The sequence below is a fragment of the Agrobacterium sp. a22-2 genome, from assembly GCF_012276985.1.
Taxonomy (GTDB): domain Bacteria; phylum Pseudomonadota; class Alphaproteobacteria; order Rhizobiales; family Rhizobiaceae; genus Allorhizobium.
Genome location: NZ_JAAXMM010000006.1, coordinates 255,681 through 268,233 on the forward strand (window position 1 = coordinate 255,681; position 12,553 = coordinate 268,233).

Annotated in this window: 15 protein-coding genes; 8 read left to right on the forward strand and 7 right to left on the reverse strand. The window is 62.2% G+C overall.

Annotated features, from left to right (window positions below):
* Positions 1 to 79: 79 nt before the first annotated feature.
* Genes HFC70_RS11835 through HFC70_RS11845 form a run of 3 tightly spaced genes read left to right on the forward strand, consistent with a single transcriptional unit; the run spans position 80 to position 2,481 of the window.
* Entirely contained in the window at positions 80 to 883 is an 804-nt protein-coding gene (locus HFC70_RS11835) for a DUF3108 domain-containing protein (RefSeq protein WP_168473442.1), read from the forward strand.
* A gap of 37 nt (positions 884 to 920) precedes the next feature.
* Entirely contained in the window at positions 921 to 1,802 is an 882-nt protein-coding gene (locus tag HFC70_RS11840; RefSeq protein ID WP_168473443.1) for a DMT family transporter, read from the forward strand.
* A gap of 28 nt (positions 1,803 to 1,830) precedes the next feature.
* On the forward strand, positions 1,831 to 2,481 hold the full coding sequence (locus tag HFC70_RS11845) for a lysoplasmalogenase (RefSeq protein ID WP_168473444.1): 651 nt from the start codon (positions 1,831 to 1,833) through the stop codon (positions 2,479 to 2,481).
* Here the strand turns inward: HFC70_RS11845 and HFC70_RS11850 are convergent.
* The gene (locus tag HFC70_RS11850) at positions 2,478 to 2,903 is read right to left on the reverse strand and encodes a cupin domain-containing protein (protein ID WP_168473445.1); all 426 of its coding nucleotides are present in this window, start codon (positions 2,901 to 2,903) and stop codon (positions 2,478 to 2,480) included. The two genes, HFC70_RS11845 and HFC70_RS11850, sit on opposite strands and share 4 nt — an antisense overlap.
* On the reverse strand, positions 2,903 to 3,673 hold the full coding sequence (gloB, locus tag HFC70_RS11855) for a hydroxyacylglutathione hydrolase (protein WP_168473446.1): 771 nt from the start codon (positions 3,671 to 3,673) through the stop codon (positions 2,903 to 2,905). The genes HFC70_RS11850 and gloB overlap by 1 nt, the downstream gene beginning before the upstream one ends.
* Positions 3,674 to 3,759: 86 nt before the next feature.
* Here gloB and HFC70_RS11860 point away from each other — a divergent pair, with 86 nt between their 5' ends.
* From HFC70_RS11860 to HFC70_RS11870, 3 genes are all read left to right on the forward strand, one after another.
* Positions 3,760 to 4,539 (forward strand): class I SAM-dependent methyltransferase, encoded by a 780-nt coding sequence (locus tag HFC70_RS11860; protein ID WP_168473447.1) that lies wholly within the window; start codon positions 3,760 to 3,762, stop codon positions 4,537 to 4,539.
* A gap of 74 nt (positions 4,540 to 4,613) precedes the next feature.
* Positions 4,614 to 5,720 carry a histidinol-phosphate transaminase gene (gene hisC / locus HFC70_RS11865; RefSeq protein ID WP_168473448.1) on the forward strand — a complete coding sequence of 369 codons (1,107 nt, stop codon included), beginning with the start codon at positions 4,614 to 4,616 and terminating at the stop codon, positions 5,718 to 5,720.
* Positions 5,720 to 6,649 (forward strand): prephenate/arogenate dehydrogenase family protein, encoded by a 930-nt coding sequence (locus tag HFC70_RS11870; protein ID WP_168473449.1) that lies wholly within the window; start codon positions 5,720 to 5,722, stop codon positions 6,647 to 6,649. Before hisC ends, HFC70_RS11870 begins: the two co-directional genes overlap by 1 nt.
* Positions 6,650 to 6,652: 3 nt before the next feature.
* Here HFC70_RS11870 and HFC70_RS11875 read toward each other — a convergent pair whose 3' ends face one another.
* On the reverse strand, positions 6,653 to 7,666 hold the full coding sequence (locus HFC70_RS11875) for a DUF2125 domain-containing protein (protein ID WP_168473450.1): 1,014 nt from the start codon (positions 7,664 to 7,666) through the stop codon (positions 6,653 to 6,655).
* Between the two features lie 51 nt (positions 7,667 to 7,717).
* Here HFC70_RS11875 and HFC70_RS11880 point away from each other — a divergent pair, with 51 nt between their 5' ends.
* A complete protein-coding gene (locus tag HFC70_RS11880; protein ID WP_168473451.1) occupies positions 7,718 to 8,254 on the forward strand; it encodes a gamma-glutamylcyclotransferase in 537 nt (178 codons plus the stop codon).
* Here the strand turns inward: HFC70_RS11880 and HFC70_RS11885 are convergent.
* From HFC70_RS11885 to ftsE, 4 genes are all read right to left on the reverse strand, one after another.
* A complete protein-coding gene (locus tag HFC70_RS11885; protein WP_168473452.1) occupies positions 8,219 to 9,034 on the reverse strand; it encodes a 1-acyl-sn-glycerol-3-phosphate acyltransferase in 816 nt (271 codons plus the stop codon). The two genes, HFC70_RS11880 and HFC70_RS11885, sit on opposite strands and share 36 nt — an antisense overlap.
* An 84-nt stretch (positions 9,035 to 9,118) precedes the next feature.
* Positions 9,119 to 9,841, reverse strand: coding sequence for a YdcF family protein (locus HFC70_RS11890; RefSeq protein WP_168473453.1), 723 nt, complete (start codon positions 9,839 to 9,841; stop codon positions 9,119 to 9,121).
* Positions 9,842 to 9,968: 127 nt separating this feature from the next.
* The gene (locus tag HFC70_RS11895; RefSeq protein ID WP_246735753.1) at positions 9,969 to 10,919 is read right to left on the reverse strand and encodes an ABC transporter permease; all 951 of its coding nucleotides are present in this window, start codon (positions 10,917 to 10,919) and stop codon (positions 9,969 to 9,971) included.
* A gap of 55 nt (positions 10,920 to 10,974) precedes the next feature.
* Complete coding sequence (gene ftsE, locus HFC70_RS11900) at positions 10,975 to 11,634, reverse strand: cell division ATP-binding protein FtsE (protein WP_168473455.1); 660 nt, start codon at positions 11,632 to 11,634, stop codon at positions 10,975 to 10,977.
* 153 nt (positions 11,635 to 11,787) lie between these two features.
* Here ftsE and HFC70_RS11905 point away from each other — a divergent pair, with 153 nt between their 5' ends.
* The gene (locus HFC70_RS11905; RefSeq protein WP_168473456.1) at positions 11,788 to 12,537 is read left to right on the forward strand and encodes a hypothetical protein; all 750 of its coding nucleotides are present in this window, start codon (positions 11,788 to 11,790) and stop codon (positions 12,535 to 12,537) included.
* The last annotated feature ends 16 nt before the right edge of the window (positions 12,538 to 12,553 follow it).

The following is a 12,553-nucleotide window of genomic DNA, read 5'->3' on the forward strand; positions in this document are numbered from 1 at the left end:
TGCCGATGAAAAGAGGCTATTTTATTGCCACAGTCTCGACCATAGATGTCATTCCAATCAATCGGATCGAAGAATAAAAATGCTCCTGGGCACACAGTGGTTTTCAAGGCGCCGTCTGGCACAGTTCGCCATCGCCGCCACGGCAATTCTGGGATCCGTCTCGTCGTCGGCCGCAGCCGACCAACGCTACAAGACCGAGTACCGGATCACGCTGGCCGGTCTGCCGATCGCCAATGCGTCCTTCGTCACCCAGCTGGACAGCCGGACTTATTCGATCTCGGGTTCCGTCCGCTCGTCGGGCATCGTCGATCTGATCACCAAGATTACGGCTCAGACCACCGTTTCCGGCACGGTGCAGGGTAGCAACAAGCTGCAGGCGAAGCGCTACTCGCTGGTCTACAAAAGCGACGAGCGGACCCGGACCTACGAGGTTCGCTTTGCCAATGGCGACGTGACCTCGACCACCATGAAGCCGAGCCGAAGATCGCGCGCCAAGAACTGGGTGCCGGTGGCGGCGCACGATTTGAAATCGGTGCTGGACCCGATCAGCGGATTGATCTTTGCCGAGGGCGACAGGATCTGCCCGAAGACGCTGCCGATCTATGACGGCGAGAGCCGGATGGACCTGGTGCTGTCGCCCAAGGGAACGCGGACATTCACGGCCGGAGATTTCACCGGCGAGGCGATCGTCTGCGGCATTCGCTATGTGCCGAAATCCGGTTTCGCCAAGGGACGCAGCGACATCGAGTATCTGCGCAAGGCCTCCGACATGGAAATCTGGTTTGCCAAGACCGAGGTCATGAAGGTATATGCTCCGGTCTATGCCCGCGTTCCGACGCGAATGGGGCCGCTTTACATTACCGCCGTCAATTTCGGCGGCTGACGGGTGCGGGAACTCGATGCCCGCAAGGGGGCATGAGTTGAAGCTTCAGGCAACTTTGATCGGCTTTACGGCCATCGTCATGTGGTCGTTTCTGGCGCTGTTCACCGCGGCATCCGGCAAGATGCCGCCGTTCCAGCTGTCCGCCGTTGCCTTCGCGATCGGCAGCCTGCCCGGCCTCGTCACCTTCGCCCTGCGGCCGGAACGCCTGGCGCTGCTCAAGCAGCCGGCCAAGGTCTGGATTGTCGGTATCGCGGGACTTTTCGGCTATCACTTCTTGTATTTCACGGCCTTGCGCAACGCGCCGGCCGTCGAGGCGGGCCTTATCGCCTATCTGTGGCCGCTATTGATCGTTGTCGGTTCGGCGCTTCTGCCGGGCGAGCGCCTGCGCTGGTATCATGTCGTCGGCGCCTTTGCCGGTCTTGCCGGCACGATCCTGATCATCGGCAAGAACGGCATCGCTTTCGATCCGGCCTTTGCCTTCGGCTATGGCGCAGCCCTTCTCTGCGCCTTCACCTGGTCGGGCTATTCTCTGCTGACCCGTCGTTTCGAAGCGGTCTCGACGGATGTGGTGACCGGCTTTTGTCTTGCGACCTCGCTGCTGTCGCTGGTCTGCCATCTCGGGCTGGAGGATACCGTCTGGCCGGCGAGCAATGGCGAATGGCTGGCTGTGGCCGGGCTCGGGCTGTTTCCGGTCGGGGCGGCGTTCTATGCCTGGGACCATGGGGTCAAGAATGGCGATATCCAGATTCTCGGTGCGGCGAGCTATGCAGCGCCGCTGCTGTCGACGCTGATCCTGCTGCTCACGGGCTTCGGGGAGCCTAGCTTCAGAATCGCGCTGGCCTGCGTGCTGATCACCGGCGGTGCGCTGCTGGCCGCCAGCGAGATGTTCCGCAGCAAGGGGCGCGTGCCGAGCGCCTGAGCCGGCATTCCTGGGAGGGAAAGATGCCATGCAGATCGTTGAGGGGACCATTCTTGGCACGGCACTGCTGCTGGGGATTTCCTATCTGCGGCTGACGGGCGATCCGACCGGCCACCGGCGGACGCTGTTCAAGGTCCTGCCGATTGCGCTTCTGTTGCTTTATGCGTTCCTCGCCGGGGGACCTGCATGGTTGCTTGCAGCACTGGCGCTCAGCGCGTTTGGCGATGCTTGTCTGGCCTATGAGGGCGAGGCGGCTTTCCTGTCCGGCCTCGTTTCCTTCCTGCTGGCGCATGTCGCCTATTGCCTGCTGTTCGCCGGCCATGCCGACAGTAGCCTGATCGTGACCGAGCCCTGGCGCCTGGCCGTGGCCTTGCTCCTGGCCGCCTCGACCGCCGCACTGGTCATCGTGCTCTGGCGGCCCGCCGGCAAGCTGGCGCCGGCCGTGGCCCTCTATGGGTTGACGATCGTTTCCATGGCACTGCTGGCGCTCTCTACGGGCCTGGCGATCCCCTTCATCGGCGCCGTGCTGTTCGTCGGCTCCGACACCCTGCTGTCCCTGCAGACCTTTCTCGTGGCCAAAGGTTCGCGCTGGCGTCGGCCCTTGTCGCTTGGCGTCTGGATCACTTATTTTGCCGCGCAGTTCCTGCTCACGGTATCGCTGGTTTCTTTTGCCGGCTAACTCTTGGCTGGAGACCAGCCCGGCGCTGCCATCTCGAAGCTCGAGAAGGTGAAACCCGGAGACACGGTACAGCCGACGAGGGTGTAGGCGCCAAGGCTTTCTGCCGCCTGCCAGGCATTGGCGGAGACGACGGCCTGGGGCCGCTCGCCGCGTGCAAGGTCCGCACCGAGGATCACGGTCTCCACCGTTTCGCCGTCCGGGGACAAGTAGAGGGCCAGCGGTGCGCCGGCATAATAGTGCCAGATTTCGGCCGCATCGCGCACGCGGTGCCACTGGGACCGTTGGCCACTTTCCAGCAGGTAGTAGATGGCCGTGGAATGGCCCCTGGGCCTGCCTGCCGGATCGCGGAAGGTTTCCGTGTACCAGCCGCCTTCCGGGTGCGGCTGCATGGCAAGCGCCTCGATAACCTCACGGGCGTCCATCAGAAATTGTCCTTGCGCTTGCGGATCTCGGCAAACACCTCTTCGTTGGTGCGGGTCTCCATCAGGAGATGCCGGCGAATGGCCGGGTCGGCGGCGCGCAGGAAGGGGTTGGTTTCCTTTTCAAGGCCGATGGTGGTGGGTATGGTGAAGCGGCCTTCTGCCCGCATGGCTTCAATATCCTTGGCCCTATCCTTGAGGCGTTGGTTGTCGGGATCGATGGTTAGCGCGAAGCGGGCATTGGACAGGGTATATTCGTGGCCGAAATAGACGGCGGTCTCATCGGGCAGCACGGCCAGCTTCTGCAACGACCGCCACATGTCGGCGGCGGGCCGCTCGAACAGGCGGCCGCAGCCGAGCGCAAACAGGGTGTCGGCGGAAAACAGCAGCTTGCTGTCGGGCAGGTGGTAGCAGACATGGCCGGCGGTATGGCCGGGTGTCTCGATCACATGGACGGCATGGGCGCCGAATTCGAAGATATCGTCGTCCATCACCGCCCGGTCGAGGCCGGGAATGGCGATTGCCTCGTTGAGAGGGCCGATGACTTCGCAGCCGAACTTTTCCTTCAGGGCCAGATTGGCCTCGACATGGTCGCCATGGTGATGAGTCGTGAAGACATGGCTGATCGTCCAGCCGCGGCGGTCGGCCGCCGCCAGGATCGGCTCAAGTTCCGGAGCGTCGATCGAGGCGGTCAGGCCGCTGTCGGGATCGTGCAGGAGGACGCCATAGTTGTCGCTGCGACACGTGAAGATTTCAAGCTCAAGTGCGTTCATCGATCCGATATCCAATCCGTGGCTATTTCCGGCAAATGTAGTGCCTTCGATCTTGATGTCCAACCGTTGCCTGATAACAATCGCGCATGCACGCTGATATCGTCGATCTTCGCCAGTTCTATCACTCCATGCTCGGCCATGTCGCCGAACAGTCGATTGCCATGGCGCTCAGTTCACTCTGGCAGCGCCTGCCGCAGGAGAGGCTGGTGGGCCTCGGATATGCCGTTCCCTATCTCGACCGCTTCCGCAGCGATACCGAGCGGACGTTTGCCTTCATGCCGGCGGGTCAGGGTGCGGTAAACTGGCCGGTCGGCGAACTGTCGGCCACGGCTCTGGTGTTCGACGAGGAACTGCCGCTGCCGGATGCCTCGATCGACCGGGTGCTGATGGTGCATTCGCTCGAATATGCCGAGAACCCGCGGGAGACGCTCAAGGAGATCTGGCGAATCCTGGCGCCGGGGGGGCGGCTGGTGATCGTCGTGCCGAACCGTCGCGGCGTCTGGGCGCGGATGGACCATACGCCGTTCGGATCCGGCAGGCCCTATTCGCGGGGGCAATTGACGGCCTTGCTGCGCGAAACGAATTTCACGCCGGGGGCCTCGGCCGAGGCGCTGTTCTTTCCACCGTCGAAGATCCGCACGATTCTGAAACTGCGCAGCAATTTCGAGCGAGTGGGTCGGCTTTTGTGGCCAGCCTTCTCCGGCGTGATCGTCGTTGAGGCGCAGAAGCGGCTCTATCAGGGCTTGCCGGTGGCAGCCCGAGCATCGCGCCGGGTCTTTGCTCCGGCCCTTGCGCCGCAAGGCATTCCGACGACACGGGACCGCGCCAAACCGGCGTGGCGCGCCATGCCGCACTCGACAAAGTAATTTTTCCGATTTAATTCCGTCAGACCATTCATGTCCGGCCTGTCCCGGATGAGAGAGCCAAGAAAGCCGCCTTGATGACCAGCCCCTTGAACCAGCCCGTGCCGCGCCCTGGAATCCTTGACATTGCCGCCTATGTGCCGGGCAAGGAACATGCGCCGGGTGTGGCACGCGTCTTCAAGCTGTCTTCCAACGAGACCCCGCTTGGCGCAAGCCCGGTAGCGATCGATGCCTTCAAGGCGAGCGCTGGGCACCTGGAACTCTATCCCGACGGCCAGGCGACGGCACTGCGCGAGGCGATTGCCGATGTGCACGGGCTCAACCCTGCCAATATCCTGTGCGGCAATGGTTCGGACGAGTTGCTGGGCCTGCTCTGCCATGTCTATCTGGGCCCAGGCGACGAGGGCATCATCACCGAGCACGGCTTTCTGGTCTACAAGATCCAGATCATGGGCGCCGGCGCCACGCCGGTGGTGGTCAAGGAAACCGAATGCCGCGTCGATGTCGATGCGATCCTTGCCGCGGTGACGGACAAGACCAAGATCGTGTTCATCGCCAATCCCGGCAATCCGACCGGCACCTATGTTTCCGGCGCCGAGATCCGGCGTTTGCAGGCGGGCCTGCCGAAACATGTCGTTCTGGTGCTCGATGCGGCCTACGCGGAATATGTCCGTCGCAACGATTTCGAGGCCGGTATCGAGATCGTCTCGGAAAACCGCAATGTCGTGATGACGCGGACGTTTTCGAAGATTTATGGCCTTGCCGCCCTTCGTATCGGCTGGATGTATGCACCCGCTGCCATCGTCGATGCGCTGAACCGGGTGCGCGGACCGTTCAACATGAATGCGCCGGCGATTGCCGCGGGTGCTGCCGCCATTCGCGACCGTGCGTTCACGGACAAGGCGGTCGAATACAATCTGATGTGGATCGACAAGCTGACCCACGCCTTCACGGCAATCGGCCTTGAGGTGACGCCGTCGGTCACCAATTTTCTGCTGATCCACTTCCCCGATGTCGACGGCAAGAGGGCTGCTGAGGCCGACGACTTCCTGACGAGCCGCGGCTATATCCTGCGGGCGGTGCGCGGTTACGGCTTTGCCAATTCGTTGCGCATGTCGATCGGGACGGAAGAGGCCAATCGCGGCGTCGTCGAGACGCTCGGCGAGTTCATGGGACGCAAGTAATGGCTGACGTGCATTTCGACAGGGTCGCCCTGATCGGCATCGGCCTGATCGGGTCGTCGATCGCGCGCGACATCAAGGCGCTCGGCCTGGCCAACGAGATCGTCGTTTCGACACGCAGTCCCGAGACGCTGAAGCGGGCCGAGGAGTTGCAGCTCGGCAGCCACTATACGACCTCGGCCGCCGAAGCGGTTCAGGGCGCCGATCTCGTCATCGTATCGGTTCCTGTCGGGGCATCCGGAACGGTCGCCGAACAGATCGCCGCGCATCTGAAGCCGGGCGCAATCGTCACCGATGTCGGATCGACCAAGGCGTCGGTCATCGCGCAGATGACGCCGCATATGCCGCCCGGCGTACATTTCATTCCTGGCCATCCGCTGGCCGGCACCGAAAAATCAGGGCCCGATGCTGGGTTCACCGGTCTTTTCCAGGGGCGCTGGTGCATCTTCACGCCGCTTCCCGATACGGATGGCGAGGCGCTTTCGCGATTGAAGGCCTTCTGGGAGGCTCTGGGGTCGCGGGTCGACGAGATGGACCCGGAGCACCATGACAAGGTCCTGGCGATCGTCTCCCACCTGCCGCATATCATCGCCTACAATATCGTTGGAACTGCCGACGATCTCGAGACGGTGACCGAATCGGAAGTGATCAAATATTCCGCCTCCGGTTTCCGCGACTTCACCCGCCTGGCGGCCTCCGACCCGACCATGTGGCGCGACGTGTGCCTGCACAACAAGGATGCGATCCTCGAAATGCTCGCACGCTTCTCCGAGGATCTGGCCTATCTGCAGCGAGCGATCCGCTGGGGCGAGGGCGACAAGCTGTTCGATCTGTTCGCCCGCACGCGGGCCGTCCGCCGCTCGATCATCGAGGCCGGCCAGGATGTCGACACGCCAGACTTCGGCCGGCACTCGCTGGACAAGAAACCCTGAGGCTTACAGAGGCGGCAGGCGGCCGATCGGGATGAAGCCGAGGGCCATTTCGCCATCGGATATGGTGAGCGTGACATTGCCCTTGTCGCCGCCGCCGGACATGGCCTTCAGGGCCTTGGCGGCAAGATCTGCCATATCCTCGACCTCCGGGAAGGCCGCCCGGACCGCATCGCGCCAGCCGTCTATGCCTTCAATGTCGAGGCGCAATGTGCCCGACAACAAACCGTCTTCGGCAATCGAAACCGGCCCTGCCACGGTCAGCACCCGGCCCTGACCGAGATCGACGACCAGACGGCGGATTTCACCTTTGGTGCCGCGAAAGCCGATGGGGCTCTTCCGGCCATAGTCGAGGACGATGGCGCGGTCGGTGACGGTCAGGTCGATGCTGGCGGAGACAGGCGGCAAGGTCCGTGCGACATCGCGCAGGGAGAATTGCGCATCCTTTACCAGCATTGCCGCATCCAGATCGTCACCAGCGCGACGGGTGTGAACCTCGCCGTGGGGCACAGCGATGTCCAGGGTCTGCCCGGCAAAGGACATGGTGATGTTGGTCTTCAGGTCTTCGACTGTCGTCGAGCCGCTGGACATGCCGCTGAAGCCGGTATGCAGGCTGGAGCGCAGCTTGGACCATTGCGACGAGATGGTCAGGCCGTCGGCCGACCGGATGATGCCTGGGCCATCCAGTTCCCAGAGGATTTTGCCAGGCTGGTAGACGAGGGCCGCGGAGCGGAACTCGCCGAACGAGCCGGAGATGCCCCGGCTGACATCGTCGATGGCGACGGAGGAGCAGAACAGGCCGAAGCGGAACGGAAAGCCGCGCAGATCGCGGTTCTGGCAGTCGACGGCGGCCGCAAAACGGTTGTTGCCATCGAATAGTCTTTCCACCCGTGCGGTAATCAGGCCGGCGGAGTAGTACCAGGCGACGCAATAAGCCGTGGCCAGCAGGAAAACCACAATGCCGAGCCGCAGCACTTTCACGCTGATCGAGGTTTTGCCGGTTCGGCTTGACGTTGCCATGCGCTTCTCCAATGGTATGTCGCTTTGGAACGATCAGGTTTGATGTGCGATATGGACGAATTTTGGGTGTTTGGCTACGGCTCGCTGATGTGGAACCCCGGTTTCCCCTACGAGGTCCGGATGCAGGCAAAGGCCTTCGGCTATCGACGCTCGCTTTGTGTCCGGTCCTGGGTCCACAGGGGGACTGAGGAAAAACCGGGACTGGTTCTGGGGCTCGATCGGGGTGGCTCCTGCCGAGGGGTGGCATTCAAGGTGGCACCGGAAGAGTGGAACGATACGGTCGACTATCTGCGGGCGCGCGAACTGGTAACGCATGTCTACCAAGAGCGTTCCGTGCCTGTTGTGCTTGATGATGGGCGGGCCGTTCGCGCCCTGACCTATGTGATCGACCGGAACCATCGACAATATGCCGGAGCGGTGACGGTGGATGAGGCTGCGTTTGTGGTGCGCGGTGCCGTCGGGCAGTCCGGCGCCAACCAGGATTATGTGGCCAATACCATCGCCCATCTCCAGGACATAGGCATACGAGATCACTGGCTGGAGCAGGTCGCCTCAGAGATTGCCCGTCTCAATGCTGCCGGAGGCTGACAATTTCTGAAGCTCGGCGATGCGGGCCTTGGCGCTTGGCGGTAGCGGCACATGCGGATTGTCCCGTGCCGTTTCCAGCAACAGATCGTCGCTTGCCTTTTCCAGGACCGCCATCAGCCGTTCGAAGAACACGTCGGGATCAAGACCCGGTTCGATCGGCGGCAGGATGCGCACCTTGAAATGGCCGGGATAGCGCATGAATTTGCGCCGCGGCCAGAACAGGCCCGGATGCATGGCGACCGGGACGACCGGCACCTGCAGGTCGCGATAGATCCGTGCGATACCGTATTTGTAGTGCGGCTCCGCGCCGGGCGGGCGACGGGTGCCCTCGGGATAGATGATCAACTGCCGGCCGTTGCGCATTTCCATCGCGGTCCGCTCCATGACGGCGGCCATGACTTTGCCGCGGGCGCCGCGATCGACCGGGATCATGCGCTGCTTCATCACATACCAGCCGAAGATGGGGATCCACATCAGTTCGCGTTTGAGAATGTAGACCGGATCGTTGAGCCAGGGCAGCAGGGCATAGGTGTCCCAGAAGGACTGATGCTTGGGGGCCAGGATGTAGCCACCGTCCGGAATGTTCTCGAGGCCCTCGATGGTGAACGTCGTTCCGACGATCTTTTCCATCAGCCAGTGGGAAGACGATGCCCAGTTCTTCGGAACGGAAAAAGCCTTCTTTCGTGGCGACAGGAAATAATACGGCGACAGTACGATCATCCGAAGAATCAGATTGGCGTAAAAAGCGGCGTTGAACAGAACGGAACGGAGTGTGAGCATAGGCGGGGCTTCCGGCGGCAAGTCGCAACGTGCCTATACGAAATCCGGCCGGAGAGAAAGCCGGGACGCAGCTTTTGTCGGCGGTCAGCTCCGGGCGTTGATCACCGCCGCGCCGCGCCGCAATCCGTCACTGGCGCCCCAGCCGATGAAATCCCGGGCGATGGCGTACAATGTCTTTCCATACTCTGAGAGAAGGGTGCGCAGGACATTGGGATCGGCATACCATTCCATGGATTTCAGATCGGAATTGACGACCGGATAGGCAATGAAACGGGTCGACCGGTCGATCCGTCGCAGTTCGAGCAGGCTTCGCTGCATATGGTAATTATTGGTGACGACCAGGACCGATTGATAACCGCGATCATGGATCCAGTGAGCGATCTCGTTGGCATTGCCGATCGTATCCAGCGCCTGGTAGCCGATATCCACGCAGCAGGCAAAGAGGTCCGACGTGCTCTGGGTCATCTTGCGGATCTGGGCTGGCGAGGTGTCGGGATGGGCGCCCGAAATCAGCAGCCGGCGGCCCGAGCCGCGGCGCAAAAGTTCCACCGCCTGGTCGATGCGCTGATAGCCGCCGGTCAGGACGACGATGGCATCGGCCTTCGGGTTGGCTGGCGGCATCAGCATGCTGACGGAATCGGCGAAATGCAGGAAGCCGGCAAAAAACAGCGCGACGGCGAGGATGAGGGTCATGCCGGCATAACGCAGCACGCGGCGCAGCAGTCCGTTACGGGCAAACGGGCTGTTCGGCACGGGCTGCGGTATCTGCGGAGCGGCGGTGTTATTGTCGGTCTGACCCATCGTCATGTCTCGTGAATAGCGACCTTTTAGAGCAGTGCAGGCTCAAATGGAATCACTTCTGTTGGACCGATTCGCCGGGCTCACTGCTCTACCGGGTCGAGCGGGCGGCTTTGTGGCGATTCAACGGACTGGATCAATCGTTCGGCAGGCCTTCGGTGCGGGTCGGATCGGAGCGGATCAGGTCGATTTCGTAGATCGCCCGCATGACCGTCAGCCGTGCCGTCAGGGTGGTCAGCAGCGCAATGACGATCATCGTCGCGAAAATACCGAGATAGCCCATGAAGCCGATCTGGAACGTGCCGAACAGGGCTGCTGCCTGGTCACTTTGCGGCGTGGCCAGCATCTTGTTCTGCCAGAGTCCGGCAAGGGCGAAGACGGCGGCTGCCAGCAGCCCGCCGGTAGCCGCACCCTTGAGGCTGATCTTCAGAAAATGCTTCTGGAATTCCTGCGCGACGAAGGATCCCTCGGCGCCGACGAAATGCAGCACCTCGATGATGCGACGGTTGCCGGAGAGGGCGCCGCGGGTGGCGAAGACGACGGTCAGCACCATGGCGCTGAAGACCAGCACAAGCACGCCGAAGCCGATCAGCACCGTCGTGCGGGCCATCGAGACGAGCCTGTCCACCCAGGTACGGTGGTCGTCCAGGAAGGCCTGGGGGACTTCGGATTTCAGCAGGTCGCGCATGGCGGCGAAATCCGGCGGATTGGTTTCGTCGATGGTGATGATGACCAGCCGTGGCACCGGCAGGTCCTTCAGATCAAGGCCGGTGCCGAGCCAGGGCTCCAGCAGCCGCGCCGTGGCGTCTTCGTCCATGATCTGGCCGTCGCGGGTGCCGACGAAGGTCAGCGCCAGATCCTTGGCGCGCACCAGCGCCTTGTTCATGTCGAGGTTTTCGTCGGGCTTGATCTGGATGGTGATCTCCCGGGAAATCTGGCTCTGCCAACCGGCCGCGGTGGTCTGTACCATGCTGACGGCGCCGAGCGTCAAGCAGGCGAGAAATGCCATGATGGCGATGACCACCATCAGCGCATTGCCCTGGATATTGGACGGCGGCAAAATGGGGGCCGTTGGGCGCACCTGCATTTCGGCGCGGCGGGCGGTCTTGGCGTTGGTGGCTTTGCGCGGCGGGCTTTCCTGTTCAATCATAGATATCGAGCCGCCCGTCGGTCAGGATCATGCGGCGCGCTTCCACCTGGTCCATGAGGCCGAGGTCATGGGTGGCGATCACGACGGCGGTTCCCAGCCGATTGAGCTCCAGGAACAGGCTGAGCAGCCGGCGGGCCATCGGCGGATCGACATTTCCGGTCGGTTCGTCGGCAAGCAGCACCTCCGGCCGGTCTATCAGGGCGCGGGCAATGGCGACGCGCTGCTTTTCGCCACCTGACAGCACCGGCGGCAGGACATTGATGCGCTCGCCAAGGCCCACCCATTTCAACAGTTCGAGCACATCCTGCTTATAGGCGCTTTCCTCCTTGCCGCGAACCCGAAGCGGCAGGGCGACATTTTCGTAGGTGGTGAGGTGATCGAGCAGCTGGAAATCCTGGAAGACGATGCCGACGCGGCGGCGCAACATCGGCAGTTCACCGCGCGGAATCTGGGTGATGTCGCGGCCGAAGCTGCGAATGAGGCCGCGTGTCGGTTTCAGCGACATGAACAAAAGGCGCAGCAATGTCGTCTTGCCGGCGCCCGAGGGGCCGGTCAGGAACTGAAAGGACCGCTTCGGAATATCGAATGTCAGGTCGCGGAGGATTTCCGGCCCCATTCCGTATCGCAGGCCGACATTTTCGAAGTGGATCAACGGATAAGCCCAGTTTGACGCGTCTTGAGAGCAGGGGACTTGTTAACGACGAGGGTTAACAGCCGGTAAATTTTACCACACAGCCGGCCCGTTCCGGCAAATCTTTGCGAAGCATTAACCCTTTAAATTTACGACTGTGAAGGATTCGTTTCAATGGCCAGTTTTTGCTGGCTCAAAACCGTGCTTCCTTGCGAGCAGGTGGGGGGTCCCATGAACGCATTCCGTTTCCGGCAGCAGCCGGCACAGCCGGATTTGGATCTTCTGCCGCCTGAACGGCACTACAAGCCATTGCCGCGCAACGGCTTTCCCGTTGCAAGCGACGTGACAGACGCCGAGTTTATCACGGTTCGCGATTTGCCGCGACGGGATTTCGGCGCCGAGCGCTGCAACGACAATCGCAAGAAACCTCCCTTTTTCACGACAGCGGCCAAAGCCGGCCGCCGACGCGAGTCGATGGTAGTCGGGATGCTGGCGGCGGTCGAGCGCCTGCTGGGGCGGCTTTCGGAGCGATCCTTTACGTCGCTGGTGGCCTTGCTGTCGGTCACGGCCTTTATGTTGGCCGGCGGCATCACGGTGGTCAATGGCCGGTCGGGGCCGATTCCGCAGCCGAGCGCGTTGGACATTACCCATGTCAGCCTGACGCCGCAGGATGCGAACGGCATGCAAATGCTGTTCATCAACGCGATCGTCGAAAACCGCAGCTCCCGCCGCCATCCGGTGCCGCAGGTGCGGGCCGATCTGTTTGCCGATGGCCAGTTGATCGCATCCACGCTGATTGCCGTTCCGGCCGATGCGATCGATGCCGGGCACAGCCGCGGGATTTCTGCAAAGCTGCGCCATCCCGGTGGAAAAATCCCGCAATTGAAGCTTTCCTTTGCCGAGGCGGATGCCTCGCGCTCCTGACTGTGCTATCGGCAAA

Excerpts from the sequence above, each read along its gene's own strand:
- HFC70_RS11835 (WP_168473442.1), top strand. The coding sequence starts at position 80 with ATGCTCCTGGGCACACAGTGGTTTTCAAGGCGCCGTCTGGCACAGTTC.
- HFC70_RS11845 (WP_168473444.1), top strand. The coding sequence starts at position 1,831 with ATGCAGATCGTTGAGGGGACCATTCTTGGCACGGCACTGCTGCTGGGG.
- HFC70_RS11850 (WP_168473445.1), bottom strand. The coding sequence starts at position 2,903 with ATGGACGCCCGTGAGGTTATCGAGGCGCTTGCCATGCAGCCGCACCCG.
- gloB (WP_168473446.1), bottom strand. The coding sequence starts at position 3,673 with ATGAACGCACTTGAGCTTGAAATCTTCACGTGTCGCAGCGACAACTAT.
- HFC70_RS11860 (WP_168473447.1), top strand. The coding sequence starts at position 3,760 with ATGCACGCTGATATCGTCGATCTTCGCCAGTTCTATCACTCCATGCTC.
- hisC (WP_168473448.1), top strand. The coding sequence starts at position 4,614 with ATGACCAGCCCCTTGAACCAGCCCGTGCCGCGCCCTGGAATCCTTGAC.
- HFC70_RS11870 (WP_168473449.1), top strand. The coding sequence starts at position 5,720 with ATGGCTGACGTGCATTTCGACAGGGTCGCCCTGATCGGCATCGGCCTG.
- HFC70_RS11875 (WP_168473450.1), bottom strand. The coding sequence starts at position 7,666 with ATGGCAACGTCAAGCCGAACCGGCAAAACCTCGATCAGCGTGAAAGTG.
- HFC70_RS11880 (WP_168473451.1), top strand. The coding sequence starts at position 7,718 with ATGGACGAATTTTGGGTGTTTGGCTACGGCTCGCTGATGTGGAACCCC.
- HFC70_RS11885 (WP_168473452.1), bottom strand. The coding sequence starts at position 9,034 with ATGCTCACACTCCGTTCCGTTCTGTTCAACGCCGCTTTTTACGCCAAT.
- HFC70_RS11890 (WP_168473453.1), bottom strand. The coding sequence starts at position 9,841 with ATGACGATGGGTCAGACCGACAATAACACCGCCGCTCCGCAGATACCG.
- HFC70_RS11895 (WP_246735753.1), bottom strand. The coding sequence starts at position 10,919 with ATGCAGGTGCGCCCAACGGCCCCCATTTTGCCGCCGTCCAATATCCAG.
- HFC70_RS11905 (WP_168473456.1), top strand. The coding sequence starts at position 11,788 with ATGGCCAGTTTTTGCTGGCTCAAAACCGTGCTTCCTTGCGAGCAGGTG.